Annotated in this window: 6 protein-coding genes; 4 read left to right on the top strand and 2 right to left on the bottom strand. The window is 56.1% G+C overall.

What is annotated here, in order from left to right; genetic code table 11:
• Positions 1-936: 936 nt before the first annotated feature.
• Positions 937-2,859, bottom strand: coding sequence for a DNA primase family protein (locus K408_RS38280; protein ID WP_024340672.1), 1,923 nt, complete (start codon positions 2,857-2,859; stop codon positions 937-939).
• A 118-nt stretch (positions 2,860-2,977) separates the two neighbouring features.
• The gene (locus tag K408_RS41150) at positions 2,978-3,214 is read right to left on the bottom strand and encodes a helix-turn-helix transcriptional regulator (protein ID WP_080654904.1); all 237 of its coding nucleotides are present in this window, start codon (positions 3,212-3,214) and stop codon (positions 2,978-2,980) included.
• A 770-nt stretch (positions 3,215-3,984) separates the two neighbouring features.
• Here K408_RS41150 and K408_RS0120180 point away from each other — a divergent pair.
• The 4 genes from K408_RS0120180 (at position 3,985) to K408_RS0120195 (ending at position 15,327) form a co-directional block, all read left to right on the top strand.
• Positions 3,985-9,420 carry a DUF4011 domain-containing protein gene (locus K408_RS0120180; protein WP_080654903.1) on the top strand — a complete coding sequence of 1,812 codons (5,436 nt, stop codon included), beginning with the start codon at positions 3,985-3,987 and terminating at the stop codon, positions 9,418-9,420.
• Positions 9,421-9,573: 153 nt separating this feature from the next.
• Positions 9,574-11,634: an AAA domain-containing protein gene (locus K408_RS0120185; RefSeq protein ID WP_028145944.1), complete on the top strand. Its 2,061-nt coding sequence runs from the start codon at positions 9,574-9,576 to the stop codon at positions 11,632-11,634.
• A 50-nt stretch (positions 11,635-11,684) separates the two neighbouring features.
• Positions 11,685-14,024 carry an AAA family ATPase gene (locus K408_RS38285; protein ID WP_024340668.1) on the top strand — a complete coding sequence of 780 codons (2,340 nt, stop codon included), beginning with the start codon at positions 11,685-11,687 and terminating at the stop codon, positions 14,022-14,024.
• Complete coding sequence (locus K408_RS0120195; RefSeq protein WP_024340667.1) at positions 13,969-15,327, top strand: McrC family protein; 1,359 nt, start codon at positions 13,969-13,971, stop codon at positions 15,325-15,327. Before K408_RS38285 ends, K408_RS0120195 begins: the two co-directional genes overlap by 56 nt.
• The last annotated feature ends 14 nt before the right edge of the window (positions 15,328-15,341 follow it).

Genomic DNA, 15,341 nt, shown 5'->3' on the forward strand with positions numbered 1-15,341 from the left:
GCTCCGCGCCCCACCCCGTTGCTTCACCGAGCCCATTGGGCTCAAATGTCACCGGGACTCTACTCATCGGTGGATGAAAGTTGGGGCTCAGGTCAATAATTCCGAACAGTCAAATGCCGAGAGACCCCATTTCTCTCGCACCTGAAGGTACTTGCGGCGCAGCGGCTGAGCAGCTTTTCCTATTCTCTCCGACAGTGAGAGAACGGCAGCACTCCCAGGGCGTGCTCCATGTTCCAGCTAGGTGTTCTCTTGACTGAGTAGCGCTGCGAGGCGCTTGCGTGTCAACCTGTCAACCGTGTCAACCCAAGAACAGCCAGAACTAGCTGGCGAATTTTTGGGGCGCGCTTGGGCCGTAGGGGGAGGGGGCCGCGGAAGGACCCTTCGACCGGTCTTGCACCCCGCGCCCGCAGATTTGCAATTGCCAGAGCTGGCCCACTAAGCGCTGTGCCCGAGCACGAACTCACCCGCCGAGCGATACATGATCTAGTCTGCGGGAACTGTTTCAAAGTCCTGATGCGCCGCGGACGCCGGAGAAGGACGAGGATTGACCTCGACTTCACAAAACACCACTTATGGAAGAATGCTGCAGGAGAGCAGGCAGACCCTCGCCTTTTATATGGCTATCGCTCGGTTCCCCCTTCGCTAGTCTGCGAGGCCTTGTCGGTAGTATCCGGTAAACCCTCGCGGGACGTAACATTTTGAAAACGTAGCCTCTCCCTCAAGAAATTCATTCCTAGAGATAATCGCGATAGTTTTTCTCGCAACGTAGAGAGAAACGAAGTTGGCCGACCACGTGGAAAGATGTTCGGTTCTATATGTATTGCGCGGAAACCGTCACACCCTCGCCGGCATACCGCAAAGCCCTGTAAGGCCGATGCTTATTGTATGCCGAGGGTTCTACAAAACCCTCAGCATACTATCGCATTTATCGACGAATTAGACTGGAACGACGTCGTCGCGCGGATCAGAACTCTTCACTTCGGCGCGTGGGCGATCGTCCCGGAGCTTAACGTTGATGTAGAAACGCAGCCGCTTGGAGTCATCACGTTCAAAATGCCGTTTCATGTCGCGACCGAACTTCGTCTCGAAGACCGGCGATTTTGAATTTGCCCGGCACCATTCCAGAAAAGCCTCATACATTGCCCGCGCCTGCACTTTGGAACCATCAACCCTTTCGAGGCAGTCTTCCGCAAATTGCATCACGATATCCATTTCCCTGCGATACTCCGCGGTCGCGGCGGAGACGCTCGGAGCGACGTAGAGCCCGTTCTGGAGGAAATCCACTGCTCCCTCACACAGCCAATTGAGGATGCCGGACGCATCCTTGAGCATTTCGCCGACCATTTCCTCCGGATCCCGCATATCCTTTTCAGCGATCTGCACCGGCCATTTCAGCAGCAGCATCCGGCGCCAGATGCCGTTAGATGTATCAGAGATCTTCGGGAGACCGTTGCCGCTTATGTGCGGCTTCGCTCGCGGCATAAAATCAATAAAGCCCTTGAACAGCGTTCGAACTGGGATTTCCTCGCTACCGGTCAGTTTCTTAATCAATTCGGATTGCAGCGGTTTGCCTTCGGGCAGTTCCAATACACGCACCATCCGCTTGCCGAAGAGACGAATGAGGTCCGGTGACGCGCCGCCAGCGCTACGTTCGCCTTGTCCGATGATTGATTCAGTTGGCAACCCGACGGCAAAACTCTTCCCCAGCAGCCTCACGAGCATCTCGAGATAAACGCTCTTTCCGTTTGCCTCCTCGCCGTAATGGAACATGAACCGTTGCAACGGCACACCCAAAATGCTGATGCCGGAGTATTGCTGCAAGGTGCGACGAGCCTCCGGATCCGGCATCATCTTCTCGATCCAGCTCTCAAAGAATGGAGCGCGGGCAGACGCGTCGTAATTCACGGGAACCAGCGCCGTGATATAATCGGACTTCCGGTGTCCTTTTTGGGCAATGACGCGGCAGACCATGCGGCTTGAATGCTCGTCCGGGCATTCAAGGTCATTTTCTTGAACAAACGTCAGCGTGTGGCTCAGCGTTGCAAGCGAAAGTGCGCTCGCATTGAACTCTTCTGCAGGTTTACGCCATCGCGGCGCACCGCACTCCAACATAGCTTTGAGGCGCGGGGCATTTTTAGAGATGACGCCAAATCTCTTATGAGCTACTTTTCGTGCCGCAAACGAACGTCGGGCGACTTTTCCCGACTTCACAGCTTCGTGCAGAGCCTTCGCTGATGTCTCGTCGGGATCTGGCGTGCGGCTAAGCTCGGATGCAGCCTTTTCAGCGTCATCGATAGCCTTCTGTTCGGCGTCGGAAGGCCTAAAGAAATCAGCCTCCAATTGGATAAAGTCTCCAACCGCCTGGGCCATCATCCATGCGTAAGCCTCCCCGTTGTCGATGTCCCAATGTCGACCCGACCAAGCCAACTTGTCGCCGCCGGCGATGCCAGCGGCTTGCATGATCAACAATTCGTCTGGAAAATAAGCTTCGAGACGTTTGGCGTTGTCGGTATCCGACTGATCGAGCATTGAACAGGCTGCGAGGGTCTCCCGATCGGGCACCTTCGAAATGGGGGGCGCCGGGGGACCCGCAGTCGCAGAGGCGTCGGCGCTGATATTAGTAGAACTGTCGCCCAGGTTTGGCGGCACCGACATCAGCCACTCGGGCGGCCCTTCACTCGGAGCGTCCCGAAAACATTCTTCGGCGGTCCAATCATTCGACAGATGGAAGTCCCCATCGGTAGGGAAGGGTGGTTCATGACCAAAGTCATGAATTGCATCGGACGTGATCCAGTCGGCGATTTGACGGCTCACCTCGTCGAGTTGGGTTTCGTTCATCTGTTTGGTCGACGTAGACATAGTACCCCTCGGTATTTTGATCGCTTCCAGCGAGGTCCCGCTCAGCGGGCGCGTCGTATTCACGGCGTGGGTCGCCCACCTGCGCGGCTTCTGCGCTTGATTTTGATTTAGCAATTCGCTAAGCGGCAGCCGTATCGGAGGTGGATGCCCGGCGCCGGGAGTTCATCCACACATTCAGGTCGAGTGCCAAATAGCGGACTGACCGGCCGATTTTAATGGCGGGTGGGCCATCGCCCGAGACGAACAGTTTTGCCAGGGTGCTTTCGCCGAGTTTCAAATAAGCCGCCGCTTGCTTGCGGGTCAGCCAAGTGTCCGGCGGGCTTGCTCCAGCGCCGGACTGATCTTTGAATGTCATAATCGCTCCGTTTCAGAGACATCAGGATCCGTCCTGAATGTCGGAGCGTATAGCTGAGGGAAATCGCTGCGGAGGGACACTAAGCTCTAATGTCCCGGGACATTAAGCATTCGCCAATGTCCTAAGTCTGTCGTAGTAGCGCCAAACCTGCTTCTTAACGGCTTCGAACTCGCGAACCTCCGTATCGCCCTCGTCGTGCCACCGTTCTAGGAGCAATTCGGCGATATCGGCATCCGAGAGTCCGCGCTTATTCTGGGCCAAGCTCAACCCCTTGTGCGTCATCTTGGCTAGAGCTGCTTCGACCTTAAGCGTAAGCTTCCTTTTCGCTCGTGTTTTCGTTTCAGTCCTTGATAGAGGTTCGCGGATTGTTTGTATCGTCCAACGCTTTAGAATCTCGTCGCGTCGGAATGTCACGTTAGTTGCAACACGGTGGTACCCGAGAGCACCCCACCCGAGTCTGGGACGGTTGCCCTTTTTGGCGAGCATCGGAAAGGTCTTCCGAGGCCGTGTTTTCACGGATCGACTTTCGTCGTGGATGCGCAAGAAATTTCTGGACACAACGCTTAGCTGGGCCTTAAAAACTAAACAACCAAGGATAACTCGCGGAACAAACTGCGGATTTTGGGGGCTGCTATCGTGAATTTCAGTCCGGGGCTTTTCACTTCAACGCAGCCAATTGCGGCTGCTCGAACAGGCCGTCGTCCGCTCAACACCGCGCCGCAGGTTCATTCCAGTGGCGGTGAGATTTCGCGCATTTAGAGGCTTGTTCCATGGGGAATCCGTCCAGCTCTGACGGACTAGATGCACTCGTCCGCACGAGAATCGAGCATCTTCGTCCAAAGCTGCTCGATCTCAGTCGTCGCAATCCGCTCATTTCTACCAAATTGGGGCCGCGCTCGAATTCCCATCTGAGAACGGTAGATGAACTTCCAGACGTGCTGTTCTTCAAGTTGTGTAATGGCCATGAGCTGCAGTTCGTCCCCCTTCCTCCCATCGACGAGGATCCACGTGATGAGCAGACGGCTGCATTCAGGGATGCACTGATTAATGCGCGGCTAACAGACGAAACCTATGTCGAGGCCATGGAGGCTGTGGATCGAGATGGTGATGACTATCTCGATAAGACCCGAGCCGCGGATCGCGATTTAAGGGATCGGCTGAGGCAGCAACTCGGAATGGCTCCTCGTGCGCAGAAATCCGAGGCGAATCTCAGCCAGCATGCAAAGAACAACGGGATACTTCCTTCCTACGATCTGCCATCGATCGATGCCGAGCATACAGACGGACGCCATACCGACGATAAGGTTCAGACGCTGTTGCTTCCTCCTGATCTGGAGCGCAAGCTGAACGCGATTATTTCCAAGAGCCGGACCTGGCTGCAGGAAACCGGTATGAACGTGCTTCAGGTTGCCTTCGGGTTCTTGGAATGGGCGGAAGTCGAGCGGAGCGAAAGTTCTTTCGCGCCCCTCGTCCTCTTGCAGGTGGAAGTGAAACGCACACGAACGCCGCACGGTGCTAAGTACTTCCTTGCTGGCACGGGGGATGAGCCGGAGTTAAATGCCGTCCTCGCCGAGAAGCTGAGGCTCGATTATTCGATCGAAATGCCAAAGCTCGAGGGCGCCTCAGTTGAGGCCTACTTAGCCGAGATCGGAAAAGTTCTCCCCAAAGGGAAGAAATGGCGGATTAGACGCCAGGTAGCCGTTGGTGTCTTTCCCTCGGCCCGAATGGCGATGTATCACGACCTTGACCCTAATCAGTCGGGGTTTCCGCAAAACGATGTCGTGCAGTCACTTCTTGTCGGCTCCGAATCCGCGGGTGCTTCTCCCTTTGCAGAAGAATATGGGGTTGATGAGCCGGAAATTGAGGCCAAGGTGCCTTGCCTGGTTATGGATGCTGACTCATCGCAGTTCAGTGTTTTGGTTGATCTCGCCGATGGTAGGAACCTTGCTGTTGAGGGCCCGCCGGGCACGGGCAAGTCACAGACCATTGTAAATGCGATCGCGGCAGCTCTTGCGGCGAACAAGAAGATTCTCTTCGTGGCGGAGAAGCTTGCAGCTTTGAACGTGGTCAAAGCCCGACTCGAAGCGGTTGGTCTTGGTGAGTTCCTATTGCCGCTTCAGGCTGAGAAGTCGACGCGTGAACAGGTAATTGAGTCGGTAAGGACTCGACTTGATATTCAGAAAACGCCGGCTGTTCGGGACTACGACAGCAAGATCGAAGAATACCGTCGGATCCGGCAACAGCTTGCAGATTACATAGATCTACTTACGACAGAGTTTGGTCAATCCGGACTGACGGTTCATGCCATTCTCGGCAAAAGCATTGCGACGAGCGATCGCCTGTCCGGGATATCGAACGAGACCCTCGAGCGCTGTAAGCTCCGGCCAGAAATGCAGACAGCAACGGGGTTGGCTAGATACGTTCAGCTTGGTCTGCAGATTGAAAAGGCTCATGCCGAAACACTCATTTCAGGGCCAAGTTGGAAGGATACGCGGCTCGTTCACCCTGAGCGTTTCACAGTAGAAGAAGCGTGTGCAATCGCCAAGCGAGCTTCGGGCGAAGCATTGGGGCTGGCTGCGGCGCTCAAAGCGCTCGAGCCTTGGGGTCTCGAAAAAGAAGCGCGGCCTAGCCTAGAGACGCTTCGCGAGTCACTTGCCGCGTGCGTGGACCACCTGCGGCAGCATTCGTCAGAGCTCGTTCGGAACATACTTGCTGAGGGTAGAGCGGAGCTACTAGCTTCATTCCTGAAGCAATGTGCTGACCTAAGGGCATCTGCAGATCGACTCTCTTCTGAGCTGTCGGAGGTGCCGGACGCGGCGGCATTGGATAAGATTAGGCAGCTTGAGCATATCTGTGAACGCGGATCGCTCATCAGCATTGACCCAGACGCGCTGATTGAGGCGTTACAAGCGAACCGAGAGTCGACCAAAAGGGCGCGCGAAATAGCAGAAAAACTCGCTCCGCTCGTCACCGCTCACGAACCAGCGAAGAATTGGGCTTTAGACGACGTCGGCAGGGCGCACGCTCTATGTCGGGAAGTTGGCCGTGAAGCGCTGTCCATGCGTAGTGGCAAGCTCGCGGAAGCTAACTCTCATTATCATCTACGTAGGTTGTGCGAGGAGGGGCAGCAGGTACAGGCTCAGCGGACTAGGTTATCAGAGCGCGTGTCTCTCTCCGTTGACCTTCCAACCGACCGGCTCGTTGCTTGCGCGACGATCCTTCGAACTGCCGGACCTTTCGGATTTCTCTCGTCCAAGTATCGCGAAGCTAAGCGCATATTCATGGCGATTTCGCGCTCGCCAAAATACTCCAGGGCAGATGCGGTCCAAAGGCTTGATGAGCTGATTACGTTCCGGCTCAAGTCAGGCGAGTTCGTCCGGCAATCCGAAGCGGCTGGCCTATTTGGGCTCTACTATCGTGGTCTTGATACCGACTTCGAGCCGTTCACTCGCGCGGCGCGATTCTTCGAGGCGCTTTCTGTAGAGTTCGGTGGCCATGAGCACACCTCATTGCGCGATTTCCTACATGGCGGCGCGTTGAATCAACTGGAGCTGTTGCCGCCAATTCCTAAAACCGGCATTCCGATCACCTTCGCTTCTCTTGACGATCGGATTGCTGCTGCTGAACATGAGGCAGCTCGCCTCGAGCGAGCCGTCACTGAGCTTAGACCTATCGCCAAGGTCATAAGAAATCAGCAGATCGGTCTTGCCGAGATTCGGGATGTGAAGCTGCGATTGGAAGCACTGCTATCGGAACGTCAGAGGCTAGACGATCATCAGCCTGTACGTGAGCTTCTGATTGAGCAGTTTCAGGGACACAAGACGCCACGAGAGGATTTGGAGGAGCTGATCGCGTGGGCCACATCAATCGCGAATCACGTTCCCGTACTTCGGAGCATTCTTGACCAGGGGGAGCCCGCGGAGGTTTCGCGTGCGATTGGTGTCGCACTGTCTGCAGACGATAAGCTGACGGGTACACTAAGCAAATTGGGCGAGGTTGCGAAGATTGAGGTCCATGCATTAACTCGCGGCCGCAGCCTATCAGAATTGGCTGCGGTACTCGAGCAGGCATCGTTGGATGGAGATGGCCTGTTCGCCTTCGCGGCTTTTGAAACCGCCCTCGTGGATGCTGGTCCCGAAGGCCTAATGCCACTTATTCAAGAAAGGCTAGAGCAAGGTTCTTTGGGCGGGCTTGGCTCCCAGGCTGAAGCGCTCGCGATCCGTCAACTGGCTAAAGCTGTGTTTGCGCAGCTGGGCCACAAGCTTGGCCGCTATCGGGGTGCAAAGCTGGAAGAGCTGAGAGCCTCTCTCGCTAACAAGGACCGTGAGATCATTCGGTTGTCGCGCACACAGCTTCGCGCGAAGTTGAAAGCAACCGCGCGCCCGCCTATGGGAAATGGGGTGGGTAGGAAGTCCACGTGGACAAATATGGCGCTGATAGAAAATGAGATCAGCAAGAAGCAGAAATTTATACCGGTCCGTGATTTGACACAGCGCGCTGGGGAGGCGCTGATCGAGCTAAAACCGTGCTGGATGATGTCGCCGCTCGCGGTCGCCCAGTACGTGCCGAAAGGAAGCGTCCAATTCGACCTTTGCATCATCGATGAGGCTTCCCAGATGCCTCCCGAATCTGCGATCGGTCCCCTCTTGCGTTGTTCGCAGGTGCTTGTTGTCGGGGATACCAATCAACTTCCGCCGAGTAATTTCTTCAAGTCAGTGATCGAAGACGAGGAAGCGGACGAGGATGAAGCTGTCCTTAACGAGTCAGTGCTGGAAATGGCGAATGGCGCCTTCCGTCCAGCTCGGCGTTTGCGCTGGCACTATCGTTCTCGCCACTCCGGTCTCATCAAATTCTCGAATAAGTTGGTCTACGATGACGCGCTGATCGTGTTTCCGTCTCCCAGGGAGACAATCGCGCGTATGGGGGTGGAGTTTAGAAATGTGAATGGCCGTTATAAAGCCGGCACCAATCCTGTTGAAGCGAAGGCCATGATCGACGCCATAGTCGAGTTTATACAGACGGACCCTGATAGGTCTCTCGGCGTCGTTACTCTAAATCAGAAGCAGCGGGATCTCATCATCGAGGAGTTCGAGTACGCCATCGCGCACAATCGCTCGATTCAAAAGTATCTTGATACTTGGAAGGACCGCAACGACAGCCTTGAGGAGTTCTTTATCAAGAATCTTGAGAACGTACAGGGTGACGAGCGCGACGTCATATTTATCGGAACAGTTTATGGAGCGGAGGAGCCGGGTGCTCGCGTAATGCAGCGCTTTGGTCCAATAAATGGGCTTGCCGGAAAGCGACGTTTGAACGTTCTATTCACTCGAGCCAAGCAGAAGATCGTTACGTTCTCGTCTATGACGGCTGCCGATATCGAGGCGGAGGAGAGCAGCAACCCTGGCGCGCATATGCTCAAGCGTTGGCTTGAGTATTCCGCAAGCGGTGTTCTCGATGCTGGCGATATCACCGAGCGAGAAGCAGATTCGGACTTCGAGGTCTTTGTCGCTGATCAGATACGAGCCATGGGCTGCAGACCAGTACCGCAGGTAGGCGTGGCTGGCTATTTTGTCGATATCGGCATCCATCATCCGGATTGGCCCCACGGGTTTGTTCTCGGGGTAGAGTGTGACGGTGCAACCTATCATTCGGCCAAGTCAGCGCGCGATCGTGATCGGCTAAGACAGGAAATTCTGGAGGGGCTAGGCTGGAAGCTCCATCGAATTTGGTCGACGGATTGGTTCAACAATCCTCGGCAGGAAGCGGAAAAGCTCCGTGCGGCAATAGCGAATCAGCTTGCCGCTCTAAAGCTTCGCGAGAAGGAGTTCACCAAAGCGCCGCAGCCTCCGCTCGATCGAAAGGTCGGTGGAGCAGAAGTTAGGCGACCTGTCGCACAGCAGGGGCGCCCGTTTGTTGTGCCTCCGTTCGAGGAGGCGCTGAGCCTTCGTGATGAGCGTAGGATTGAGATCGGTGATACCGTGAGATTTCGCTATCTGACAGACGACAAAAAGGTCATCAACGTAACGATCAGCCAGCGACAATCTGACGCCTCTCAAGGCATGGTTCATCATCTCACGCCAGTCGCTTCCGCGCTGCTCGGCGCCGAGGAGGGTGATGAGATTGAAGTACTTGTTGGAAGCTATATTCGACCGGCCATAATTGAGAGGGTTTCGAAGGGGACTGCGCGGCGAGAAAATTCGGGCTAGCCCTTGAATGCAAACACATTTGGCGGCGTGGGCTCGACTCCGTCGAACCGCTCTCTGCGTGCCCTACTTCCGCAGGGCTTTTGCACCCGTCAGAAGGCCGGTGTCTTTGTTGTGTCGTGTCCCTTGGGTCCCGGCAGCAGTTTCGGGGGGCAGATGCAAAAGAACGATGCAGCAATCGTCTTCAGCGCCGGCGACCTGGTTGGGCACCTGAATTGTCGTTACCTCACACACCTTGACCTCAGGGTACTCCAGGGCGAACTAGCCAAACCGAAGGTCCGCGATGATCCGACCCTCGATGCGCTGGTGGAGCGCGGCAAAACGCATGAGCAGGGTTTTGTCGACCATCTCGCCAAGCAGGGCAGCTCCGTCGCCGTCATTGCCGGCGTTGGCATCGATGACGCCTCGGTTGGCCAAACGCGTCAGGCGATGGCGCGTGGCGATGCGGTGATCGTTCAGGCGGCGTTGCGGGATGGGCATTGGAGCGGTCGCGCCGACGTGCTGCGGCGGGTCGAGATACCGAGCGGTTTGGGCGCCTGGTCCTACGAGGTCACCGACACCAAGCTCGCGCGCGAGACCAAGGGCAACACGGTCCTCCAGCTCAGCCTCTACTCGGACCTACTGGCGACCATGGGAGGGCTGACCTTTCTCGGCGTATTTGGGGGGACGGTGAAGGCGCCGATCCATCGCTACAAGTTCACGGTCCACGAAACCGATGTTCGCGCCAATGACGACTTGAAAAGTGTTGGAGGCGATAAGCTTGGGAGTGTCGTTGCGATTTCCAATGACGACAGAACAATCGACATCAAGAAGCGCCAGGACACGGCCAGCTTTCATCCCGAAGCTGTGTTTGCGCACAAGTTCGTCGACAATCAGGTTCTCGCAGAATCGATCTTCCGGATCGGCGAGCACGTGGCGAACCACGGCATCACCGGGCCGGGCCTCTATCGTGCCGCTCGCGATTTGCTGCTCAAAGTCACTTCTCGTCTTAGCGGGCGCCTGTTAGAGCAAGTTGGTGAGCCGTCGGTGGCAACCGCGATACGCGCGGCGCTCTCGCTTGATCAGAGTGTCTTCCCGGTGCAGGGGTCGCCTGGGACTGGCAAGACCCATGCCGGCGCGCGCAAGATTTGTGCACTGGTGCGCGACAAGCGGACCGTCGGCGTCACGGCCAACAGCCACAAGGTCGTTCGTCACTTGCTGGACAAGTCGTTGGAAGCGGCTGGCGAGCAGAGATTGTCTCTCCAGGGCATACAAAAGGTCTCGGATGAGCCGACCTCTCTTCCGGGACTTCAGCTGACGACCAAGAATCCAGATTTCATTACCGGGATCGGCAATGGTTGCCAGATTGGTGGTGCTACCGGCTGGTTTTGGGCGCGCCCGGACGCGGCAGGCCTTGTGGATGTTCTGTTCGTCGATGAAGCGGCGCAAATGTCATTGGCAAACGTGCTGGCTGTGTCACAGGCGGCCGAGAGCATTGTTCTACTGGGCGACCCGAGGCAACTTGAGCAGCCAATGCAGGGGAGTCATCCGGATGGCGTTGCTGTGTCGGCGCTTGATCATGTACTCGGCGAACACGCAACGATTGAGGCCGATCGCGGACTTTTCCTCGAGGAAACCTGGCGTTTGCACCCTGATATCTGCGCTTTCACATCCGAGCTCTTCTATGAAGGCCGACTTCGCTCGCGTGCGGGGCTGGAACGGCAAGAGATCAGGTCATCGAGCCGCGTGAACGGAGCCGGCATTCGCTATCTTGCCGTACAGCATGAGGGTAACCAGAATTCCTCTCCCGAAGAGGCAGACGAAATCAAAAGACTGGTCGATGAGATCCTCAGCAGCAAAGCAACCTGGGTCGACGGGACAGGGAAGGAAACTGCCATCGGCCTGGAGGATATTCTGATCATCGCTTCCTACAACGCGCAGGTCTTCGAGCTACAGGAGCGATTGCCGGGAGCGCGCATCGGCACTGTCGACAAGTTCCAGGGACAGGAGGCACTAATCGCCATCTACTCGATGACAACATCCAGTCACACCGACGCTCCCCGGGGCATGGAATTTCTATACAGTCTCAACAGGCTCAACGTCGCTACGTCACGGGCAAAGGGCCTGTGCATTCTTGTTGCCTCACCGCAAGTATTTGAGGCCGAGTGCCGGACGCCGGGGCAAATGCAGCTTGTGAACGCCTTTTGCAGATATTTGGAGAGGGCTTCTACGCTGTAGAGGACCTGCATCAGGGACCGCGAAGAAAAATCAAAATCGGAAAACCAATTATGAATATCGAGCCGCAGTTATTGGAAGACCTGAGGAGCGCCATCGATCGTGGGCAAGCGGCAGGCGAAATAATCACCTCTCAGCAGCATGACGAGTACATCCGCAATTTCCGCGAACGATTTGGTCCGGATGCGCTTCAAAGGCTGGATGGCGAAGCTCTCCTTAAGACGATGCACGGGCGCCAGAGTAGCGAGTCCCGCTGTTTGAGTTACTGGCTTGAGTTCATGAACGACGGGTCGTTCGCCACCAACGCATTTGGCGGAATTGGGGGCGGGTCAGCACTGAAATTCGGCCTGTACCAGAGGCCGACCGATGGAGCCTGGATGGGCGGCAAAGGCACGAGCCCGAAGGTCATCACGATGGACGAAGCGATCCAAATAGCCAGGCGACAACGTGACGAGCTGTTAGCGGCTGACAAACTCTTGGCGGAACTGAGTTCGATTGATCATTCAGACGAAACTTATGGTCGCCTTCAAGGGCTCATGGAGCGTGCCGCGCCGGAACTCTCTGGCAACGGTTGGTCACATAAATATTGGTTTTTGACACACCCTGATAAGCTCGACGACTACCATAGTCCGCGTTACCAGCGTTTTCATCTGTACAAACTGTTGCAGATGCCGCCCGACCGAGTGGGGATACTTGATGGCGGTGCACCCCGCTTTATTTGCGCGGGGCGCTTCGTGGGAATAGCGCGCGCGCTCGGGGTTCCCGTTAGTAGCCTGACCTCAGCACTCAACCGACGGACGGGAGGCTTCCATCGGTTCTGGCGCATTGGAACGACCGAAGGAAGTGACGGCGACAGCCAATGGTCCTCTATGCGCGATGGCAGTTACGTTTCAATTGGTTGGCCAAATTCCGTTCCAGATCTCTCTGCACATCTCGGCGAGGAGAAGGTCAATCTCAGAGATAGGATTAGGGAATGGCTGGTTCCTGCTTACTCGAATCCGGGGGTCGCCTCTCGTAAGGCTGGCGAGGTAGTCAAGTTCGTACGCGAGATGGTCGAAAACGATCTTGTGTTGGCCTGCGAAGGACAAACGGTGCTTGGTATCGGGCGAGTCAGTGGGTCATATGAATACGAACGCGGGCTCCGTTTCCCCCACAAGCGCCCGGTTCAATGGCTTCTCCTCGATTCGTGGCAATTGCCACAGCCAGAAGGGCCACGCACCACGGTTTTTGAGTTAGGCAGGAATGGTGAGAATTTACTTGCACTTGAGCGCAAGATGTTTTCTGGAGGAGCCTCGAGCTCACCTGTCAGTCGGCGGAATACAGCGCGCGCTGCGGCAGCTACTGCTGTAACGCAGCTGCCGCCGTTAGATCCATTCGCGGCAAGGGTGGAAGGCATCCTGCGTCGCAAAGGGCAAGTACTTCTCTACGGTCCGCCTGGAACTGGCAAGACCTATCTCGCGGTTCGAGCTGCAACAGAGCTTGCCGCGCGCCAGCGATTCGGCAAGACCCCTTCGATGCTTACGGAGCCCGAGCGAGCTGAGATCGAGAATCCGAAAGGCCTGGTGCGAAAATGCACCTTCCATCCCGGATACGGCTACGAGGACTTCATAGAAGGCCTGCGACCCGAGACGGTGTCGGGGCATCTGTTCTTTGAACGGCGCGCTGGAGTTTTCAAGCAATTATGCGCCGATGCCGAAAGGGCCAGCGATAGGCACTTCTTCCTCGTTGTGGATGAGATTAATCGAGGTGATGTCCCTAGAATTTTCGGCGAGTTGATAACGCTTCTCGAGCACGACAAGCGGAGTAGCATTGTCACGCTTCCCAGCGGATCACACTTTTCCGTCCCGCCTAACGTCTTCGTCATCGGCACGATGAACACTGCCGATAGGTCGATCTCGCTGTTAGATGTCGCGCTTAGAAGGCGCTTCGGATTCATCGAGCTGATGCCGGATAGCTCTCTACTTGAAAGACGTGCAGTGGGCGACTTGCCGCTTGGCCCCTGGCTCGACGCGCTTAATGCCCGTTTACGCCGGCATCTGAAGCGCGACGCGCGCAACCTTCAGATTGGGCACGCATACTTGCTCGGTCAGCCCATCATGTCTGTTGCGGAGTTCTCGCGTGTACTTCGTGAGGACATTATCCCGCTTCTTGAGGAGTACTGCTACGACGACTTTAGCGTGTTGAGCGACATTCTTGGGCCAAGCCTGGTCGATGTCCAGGGCGCCCGAATTCGGGATGAAATATTCGATCCAAAGAATGAGGACAGTCTGCTTCAGGCTCTTGCGTACGAAGAAATGCAATCGTTGACGCTAGTTGAAGACACAGAGCAGGATGAGGATGCGGCTGATCTGGCCGCTGATGAAGCCGACGATGCTCAAGTACCCTCAACCTGACGACGAACTCACTCCCATCACGCTAAATGAGTGGGATCGCGTCGAGGCTGTTTCACGTCCGCAACTCGTGGGCACGACGCTTGGGAATAATCTCGGAGCACAAAGCCTAGCGCTTGCAATTCGAAGGCAGGTCGACGTCCGAGAGGGATATAAGGGTCTCGAAGTCTCCACGACTTCTTTTGTGGGGCACATCGCCGTAGGGCCCCTTCGGATTAACATCAATCCCAAGCTGCAGGGATTGGCCCTCACGTCGCTGGTTCGTTACGCCTATGGTCTGCGTGACTTCGAAGTGATTGGGCAGACCCTCACTCCGACAGCGCAATACGGTATCCACGATATTCTCATATCGTTGCTAGCGGCGGAGATTGAGGAACTTCTGCATCGGGGTTTGCTGCGCCGGTATATTTCAGCTTCAGAAATGCTCATAAGTCCCAGAGGGCGAATCCTCGTCGAGAAGATCGCATCTCGCGGGGGGATCTTGGATGGAACGCTTCCGTGTTTGCACTTCCAGCGGCATGCCAATTGGAAGCTGAACCGGGTTTTGCGGTCGGGGCTCGATCTCGCAGGAAGCATGACGACGAATCGGGATTTATATCGACGCCTTCGGAGGTTGGGCGAAGCATTCGACGCCGTCGAAACAGCTCCGCTCCAGGGGCGTGATCTCGACGAGGTTGAGCGGGGGCTGACGCGTCTCACGGCAACAAGTAGGCCTGCACTGACGCTCATTCGACTTCTATTTGGAATGCACGGCACGTCAATTGAGACGGAGACGTCTTCTCACCGCACCCCCGGATTTTTGTTTGACATGAACCTCTTTTTTCAGCGTCTGCTTTCACGATTCTTGCACGAAAACCTTGATGATCTCTCGATAAGGGACGAGCAGGCGACCAAAGGCATGTTCGCATACGCACCGCTGGGAAACCCCAAAGGACGCCCCTTGCCAAGACCCCGGCCTGACTTTGCACTGTTCAGTGCTAAGGGCCTGATCGGTTTTCTGGATGCAAAGTACCGTGACGTCTGGGAAAAAAGTTATCCTGCCGATTGGCTCTACCAACTGTCGATGTACGCGTTGTCTTCTCCGAATCAGAAAAGCATTCTTCTGTACGGGACCACTTCATCAGAGGCTCGCGAAGAGCGGATAGAGATCCGTCACCCTGTGTTTTGGGGGGCCGGATCTAACCCGACGGTGATCTTTCGTCCAGTGCAGTTGCAAGAGCTGGCTATGCTGCTGCATTCCTCCGAGGAGGCTTCGGCAAAGTGGAGACAGCGGAGGAGCTTCGCGCGCTCCCTCGTTACCTTTTGAGTCTCTGAGCTAAG

It is taken from the genome of Bradyrhizobium sp. in8p8 (assembly GCF_000426845.1).
GTDB lineage: Bacteria > Pseudomonadota > Alphaproteobacteria > Rhizobiales > Xanthobacteraceae > Bradyrhizobium > Bradyrhizobium japonicum_C.

Excerpts from the sequence above, each read along its gene's own strand:
- K408_RS38280 (WP_024340672.1), bottom strand. The coding sequence starts at position 2,859 with ATGTCTACGTCGACCAAACAGATGAACGAAACCCAACTCGACGAGGTG.
- K408_RS41150 (WP_080654904.1), bottom strand. The coding sequence starts at position 3,214 with ATGACATTCAAAGATCAGTCCGGCGCTGGAGCAAGCCCGCCGGACACT.
- K408_RS0120180 (WP_080654903.1), top strand. The coding sequence starts at position 3,985 with ATGGGGAATCCGTCCAGCTCTGACGGACTAGATGCACTCGTCCGCACG.
- K408_RS0120185 (WP_028145944.1), top strand. The coding sequence starts at position 9,574 with ATGCAAAAGAACGATGCAGCAATCGTCTTCAGCGCCGGCGACCTGGTT.
- K408_RS38285 (WP_024340668.1), top strand. The coding sequence starts at position 11,685 with ATGAATATCGAGCCGCAGTTATTGGAAGACCTGAGGAGCGCCATCGAT.
- K408_RS0120195 (WP_024340667.1), top strand. The coding sequence starts at position 13,969 with ATGCGGCTGATCTGGCCGCTGATGAAGCCGACGATGCTCAAGTACCCT.